Genomic DNA, 6,371 nt, shown 5'->3' on the forward strand with positions numbered 1-6,371 from the left:
TTTCAAATGAACCTAAAAGCGCACTTATTAATATTAGGATTTAACCCCTCCCATAGCGATCCCTGAAACAATATGTTTGCGAAGGATTGGAAACATGATCAACATTGGCAGAATGGAGAGGAAGGAGCCAATTAAAATTAACGGATATAATGGTTGCCCTGTCCCTGCCGCATTTAAGTTAGCCGTCCAGATTTGTAAACCTACCGTTAAAGGGTAAAGGCTTGTTTTATTTAATAGAACTAATGGTAAGAAAAAGTTATTCCAAGACCCTATGAAAGTGATTAAAAAGAGTGTCACTAGACCTGGACGGATAATTGGAAGGGCAATTCGAAAAAAGATCCCGTAGTCACTTGCCCCATCGACTCTCCCAGAGTCAATCAATTCATTCGGCATGGATTCCTTGATAAAGACCATCATGAAATAGACACCGAATGGATTTACAATCATTGGTAATAGGACGCCAGCGTAAGTATTGATTAGACCTAGGGATTTAATCATCAAAAAGACAGGTATAGCAAGTGCAGCTCCTGGAATCATTAATGAACCTAATACCGCAACAGTTAAGAAATTTTTCCCTTTAAACACATATTTCGCTAGAGAGTAACCTGCCATCGAACTTACTAAAGTTCCCAATAGGCCCGCGCCTACAGCATAGATAACTGAGTTTAAAACCCAGCGCCAAAACATCCCATCTTGATAAGAATTTAACCATTTTAGATTAGCCATAAGGCTTAAATGCTCAGGGAAGGCGAGCATCGATGTAGTAAATAATTGATTCGTACTTTTGGTCATCGCGACTAGCAACCAATAAAGAGGAAATAAAAAGTAAGCAGCCATTACAATCATCAGAATCATAGAGAGTGAAGTGGATATTCTTTCTTTTTTCGATTTGCTATGATTCTCCCGTTGAAGATTAGTTGTTGTAAATGAATTCGCTTTTAGGCTCATATAGTCTTCTCTCCTTCTCCTGTATAGGATAGTGTCGATGAACTCACCGTTGTATGACTAATGATTTTATTTCTAACTTTCTTCTTCTTAGCTGTTGTTCGTTCAGAAGTGGCATACATAAACAATAAGGAGGCAATAAAAGTAATCAGAACCAAGGTAATGGATAGGGTTGCAGAGTAGGTGAAATTCCCATAGGCAAACGCCATATTATAGATATCCATATTTGGTGTAAAAGTAGCCGGAATACTTGTCAGAGAAGAAAGCACATATGGTTCATTAAATAATTGGAGTGAACCAATTATCGATAAAACGGTGGTCATGACGATAACCTGCTTCAGGAGCGGAAGTTTTATATGCCATGCTGTTTGGAACTCATTACAGCCATCAATCTTTGCAGCATCGTACAGTTCGATCGGGATAGAAGTGAGACTTGCAAAATAGATGGTCATATTATATCCAGTCCATGCCCATGTAGCCATGTTCATAATCCCATACAAAACAGTTCCTGAATCCAATAAATTAAGCGGCTTTCCGCCTGTAAAGATACCAAAAATACTTAAAATAGGATTCAGGTCTGGTGAATACAGAAACCCCCACATAATCGCGGCTATGACACCTGGTACGGCATATGGCAAGAAATAAATAACTCGAAATAAAGCTTTGTTTTTAACATAGCGACTATCTAAAAAGAGAGCCAAAACTAAAGCCAAAACTAGCATAATCGTAACTTGAACCACCCCATAGTAGGCAACACGGTAAACGGCATACCAAAAGCTTTTGTCCTCCCACGCCGTAAGATAGTTTGTCAGTCCAACAAACTTATACTCCCCTTGGATATTAACGAACAAGCTCAATATGAGCGAATAAACAAAAGGAAAAACAAAGAATAGAGCAAATAAGATCAGAAAAGGTGTAAGAAATATATAGGGAACACGTCGAATCTTTAACATTACCATCCCTCGCGTTTCTGCATTTTTTAATAGATTCCTCTTACCATTACCTGTTATGATTACTTTCTTAAAGTTCTATTTCTAAGGATGATTGTCTTCTCTTTAAGAACCAAATAATAAGGGCAATAACGACTAAGATAATGACAACCGGTAAGGCAGGCGTATTAAGAGCGGCTAGAGGTTGTTTAGTTGAGCTTTCTGCACCCTTCGAAACGACTTTATACCCCGCTGATTTTGCAAAAACAGTCACTTCATTTTGCAAATTATCAAGCGCTTGATCCCATGTTTGTTCTCCACCAGCTGCTTTAGTAAATTCGATTGTCATTTGGTTGTACACGTAATCCGTCCATGGGCTCCATTGGTAGGAGGTATCAACAGATGCGGCTGCTTTCGCATAGATTGGACCAGAAATTTGATTTTTAAGAGCTGGATTAGGCGCATTCATCTCAGATTGCTGGATACCATATTTATTCCCTGGCACCTGGCCCCGGCCGCCCTTAGTCGTGTCAGTAACATCGAGCTTTTCAGCTGCAGCACTCGTATTAATCCAAGACGCAAAAAGCGCTGCCGCTTCAGGATATTTCGATTGTGTGGTTACGGCATTGGTTGACCCGCCCCAGTTACCGTCAACAAATTCCCCATTTGCCTCCCATTGAGGAATATCAGCTGCATTCCAGTTATCGGTTCCCTTCTTCACATACGGTTGGATCATGTAGGTTGGCGACCAAGCGGCACCCGATACTGAAGCATACAATCCCTTACCGATGTTGCTTTGCCATTGTGGATTCCAATCATTTGTTGCATGGACAACCCCTTTTTTGATTAAATCCCCCCAAAAATTTATCACTTTCTTTGCTTCAGGACTATTTAAATTAATCTCCCAGCCCTTAGATGTTTTCGTGAATGGTCTGGCGCCGGCCTGCCACAATAATCCCGTAATAAATCCACCGTCGTTTACTGGGAAGTAAGACATATACATATCCGGGTTCTGCTTGTGTAACTTTTCGGCTTCTGTTGCAAATTCATCCCAAGTTTTAGGAACTGCTAAATTATATTTTTCAAATATGTCTGGCCGATAAAGTAAAGCCAATGGCCCGATATCTTCTGGAATGGCGTAAATTTTGCTGCCTTGTTTTACCTGGTTCCATGTCCAAGGTTGAAAGTAGGATTCGTATTGTTTTACATATTTTGAAATGTCCAAAATTCCACCTGTATCCACAAACTTAGGGATGTACTGGTACTCAATCTGTACAACATCCGGGGCCCCAGCTCCTGCTTTAATAGCAGTGGTTAATTTGTTGTACTCCGCGTTTCCACTTCCGATTAGCGGGTGATCCACTTTAATGTTCGGATACTCTTTGTTAAATGCTGCAATAACTTTGTCGGGATTTGCTGTCCACGTCCACCAAGTGATGGTTGCGTTTTTCGTGTACTTTGGGTAAGTTGGTTGTTGTACGCCTTTCGCAAAACTGGTTGTTGTGGTTGTGAGAAAGAAACTACAAAGAACAAGCAATGTTACTATAACTCTTCTTTTTTTCATGACCATCCACCTCACTTTTAGTGTTAAAATACTGAAAATTTTTAATAATTTAAATATAATTTTGTATGTAAACGCTGTCAATAATAGTTTATACCTATAGAAACGCGCTGTTTTCCTTACTTTCCATTGAAACTTTCTAGCTGATACACGACCCTTGTCCTAATAATACATGCTTTTATAGGGTAAGATACTATTCCTGATACTTAGCTCTTATAGGTATTTTTTCATGGAAAATAATTCTATTTTTATTGTCTTATTATAAAAACAGGCACTGTTTTGGTAGGAGTTGAATTAGTAATGAAGAAAAGCTTGCTTGCCCTTCTTGTTTGTCTGTCTATTACAGCAGCTCCCTATTCCGGTTTGGCACAGTCACTTCAAAACACAGAAATTAAATATAGACAAATGACCTTACGTCCAATAACTACGGATGTAATGGTTATTGCTCATCGCGGGGCGTCTGCCTACGGACCGGAAAATACACTGGCAGCCTATAAGCAGGCGATAATGCTGAAGGCGGACTATGTAGAGATTGATTTGCAAATGACCAAGGACGGCCAGTTGATTGCCATGCATGATGAGACACTGTCGAGAACAACCAATGCCAAGGAACTTTTTCCTAATCGCGCACCATGGCGAGTAAAGGATTTTACACTTGAAGAGATCAGTCGTCTAGATGCTGGCTCCTGGTTTAATAGGACTTATCCGGAACAAGCAAAAACGGAATACATCAGACAACATGTTCCAACCCTTGTGGAAGTAATTGATTGTGTGAAAAAGTATGGAAACGGAAAGGTCGGTCTTTATATCGAAACGAAAGCACCAAGTGCTTATCCAGGAATGGAAGAGAAAGTAATTGAAATCTTAAACAAAGCCAATGTCCTCAATGACCGGAAGCTTTTCCTTGAATCCTTCAGTGAACAGAGCCTTCGTACATTGAAAAACTTTGCCCCACATATAAAACTGATTCAACTTTATAAAAGAGGTATGCTGGCCGGCAAAAATGTGTACCAAGAATTCAAGCGAATCTCGGAATATGCAGTTGGAATAGGTCCTACTAAGGAGCTTGTTGGCCGGAGGTTAATAAAGGCCGCTCATCAGAATTATCTTCTGGTCCATCCTTGGACCGTCAATTCTCAGAGGGATATGGCAGCCCTGCTTGCACTTGGAGTGGATGGTCAATTCACCAATAATACTGACCAGCTTGTGGATTTACTGGAGAAGCCGTTTATTTCACACGGAGTTTCCAACGGTGAGGTAACGAACACATCAGCTATTTTATGGGCCCGAACCAATGGAGACGCACGAGTTCAATTTGAAATTTCAACTCATAGCCAATTAAAAAAACAAACCATTGTCAAAATGGGTCAAGCGGATAATGAGCATGACTTTATCGTAAGTGTAGAATTTTTCGGATTAAAACCTGATACAAAATACTATTACCGAGTCCATGCGATCTCCAGCAAATATACGGTTACCGGTTCATTTCAAACAGCCCCCGAAAAAAACCGTAACTAAACAAAGGGACGGTTCTATTGCTTTTAGAGCAGGAGAACCGTCCGAGATTTTGAAGAGTTGGGCTTAAATTTCATGAATATATTAATATAAAAAGCCATCAAAACTATTTATTTACTAAATCAATACGCTCATTCTTTTTCTTGAAACGCCTGTTTTCATTGCCGTGAAAGCAACGGCGTCTGCTACATGTGCTGCTACTCTCTGGTCAAAAGGATTTGGGATGACATAATCAGCATTCAGTTCTTCCTCTAAAATTAAACCGGCAATCGCATGGACAGCCGCAATCTTCATTTCCTCATTGATTTCTTTTGCTCGAACATCTAATGCTCCGCGGAAAATCCCTGGAAACGCTAAAACATTATTGATCTGATTTGGATAGTCCGACCGTCCTGTACCTACTACCAATGCTCCTGCTTGTTTTGCTTCTTCAGGCATAATCTCAGGTACTGGGTTGGCCATGGCAAAAATAATCGGATCACGCTTCATAGTACGAACCATTTCTTCTGTTAAGGCACCTGCTGCTGAAACTCCCACAAACACGTCAGCGCCAACAAGAGCATCGGCCAACATTCCTTGTTTTTGTTCTTTGTTTGTAACCTCTGCCATTTCCTTTTTGAATTCATTCATTCCAAAAGGCCGCCCCTTATAGATGACTCCTTGTGTATCACATAGAATTACATCTTTTACTCCCATACCAAGCAAAAGCTTTACAATCGCCACTCCTGCTGCACCAGAACCGTTTACCACGACAAGAATATCTTCTAGCTTCTTGTTTGCTAGTTTAAGAGCATTGATTAATCCAGCAGCTGTTACTATGGCCGTACCATGCTGGTCATCATGGAAAACAGGGATATCACAAACTTTCTGCAGTTGAGCTTCGATTTCAAAGCATTGAGGTGCAGCAATATCTTCTAAGTTTATTCCTCCAAAGGTAGGCTCCAATAATTTGACCGCTTCCACAATTTCTTTTGTATCAGTAGTATCTAAACAAATAGGGAACGCATCTACATTCGCAAATGATTTGAATAACACGGCCTTCCCTTCCATTACCGGCATAGCAGCCTTAGGGCCGATATTTCCAAGACCAAGTACAGCTGTTCCGTTGGATACAACCGCAACGAGATTCCCCTTCATTGTGTAATCATATACCTTACTCTCATCCTCATAAATATCCAGACAAGGTTCTGCAACACCAGGAGAGTAAGCTAAACTTAAATCTTTTGCATTTTGCAGTGGAACCTTAGAAGTTACCGCAAGCTTTCCTTGATGTTCTCTATGCATCTGTAATGCTTCATCTCGTAAAACTGACATATTCCAAATCTCCCTCTGTTATAAGAAAAGCGCAAGCGCCTTGGTCAGCCCCGATATAGGGCGACTTGTCGACTGGCCGGTGAAAGAAGGGTCAAAGACTAGTCGCC

The 6,371-nt window shown here is 40.5% G+C and carries 5 protein-coding genes; 1 reads left to right on the forward strand and 4 read right to left on the reverse strand.

Annotation, left to right across the window (positions count from 1 at the left end):
- Window positions 1-33: 33 nt before the first annotated feature.
- The 3 genes from COD92_RS28440 to COD92_RS28450 form a co-directional block, all read right to left on the reverse strand.
- Window positions 34-948 carry a carbohydrate ABC transporter permease gene (locus COD92_RS28440; protein ID WP_098527048.1) on the reverse strand — a complete coding sequence of 305 codons (915 nt, stop codon included), beginning with the start codon at window positions 946-948 and terminating at the stop codon, window positions 34-36.
- Window positions 945-1,898, reverse strand: coding sequence for a carbohydrate ABC transporter permease (locus COD92_RS28445; protein WP_176541009.1), 954 nt, complete (start codon window positions 1,896-1,898; stop codon window positions 945-947). Before COD92_RS28445 ends, COD92_RS28440 begins: the two co-directional genes overlap by 4 nt.
- Window positions 1,899-1,965: 67 nt before the next feature.
- Window positions 1,966-3,438 (reverse strand): ABC transporter substrate-binding protein, encoded by a 1,473-nt coding sequence (locus COD92_RS28450; protein WP_176541008.1) that lies wholly within the window; start codon window positions 3,436-3,438, stop codon window positions 1,966-1,968.
- Window positions 3,439-3,735: 297 nt separating this feature from the next.
- Here COD92_RS28450 and COD92_RS28455 point away from each other — a divergent pair, with 297 nt between their 5' ends.
- Entirely contained in the window at window positions 3,736-4,953 is a 1,218-nt protein-coding gene (locus COD92_RS28455) for a glycerophosphodiester phosphodiesterase family protein (protein WP_098996747.1), read from the forward strand.
- Window positions 4,954-5,067: 114 nt separating this feature from the next.
- On the opposite strand, the gene ystJ is transcribed toward COD92_RS28455, so the two are convergent.
- Window positions 5,068-6,264, reverse strand: a complete 1,197-nt coding sequence (ystJ, locus tag COD92_RS28460; protein ID WP_098527044.1) for an NADP-dependent malic enzyme — start codon at window positions 6,262-6,264, stop codon at window positions 5,068-5,070.
- Window positions 6,265-6,371 lie beyond the last annotated feature (107 nt).

The sequence above is a fragment of the Bacillus sp. AFS037270 genome (genome assembly GCF_002585305.1).

What these genes read in the sequence shown, in the direction of transcription:
- ystJ (WP_098527044.1), bottom strand. Translation starts at nt 6,264, where the DNA reads ATGTCAGTTTTACGAGATGAAGCATTACAGATGCATAGAGAACATCAA.
- COD92_RS28455 (WP_098996747.1), top strand. Translation starts at nt 3,736, where the DNA reads ATGAAGAAAAGCTTGCTTGCCCTTCTTGTTTGTCTGTCTATTACAGCA.
- COD92_RS28445 (WP_176541009.1), bottom strand. Translation starts at nt 1,898, where the DNA reads ATGTTAAAGATTCGACGTGTTCCCTATATATTTCTTACACCTTTTCTG.
- COD92_RS28440 (WP_098527048.1), bottom strand. Translation starts at nt 948, where the DNA reads ATGAGCCTAAAAGCGAATTCATTTACAACAACTAATCTTCAACGGGAG.
- COD92_RS28450 (WP_176541008.1), bottom strand. Translation starts at nt 3,438, where the DNA reads ATGAAAAAAAGAAGAGTTATAGTAACATTGCTTGTTCTTTGTAGTTTC.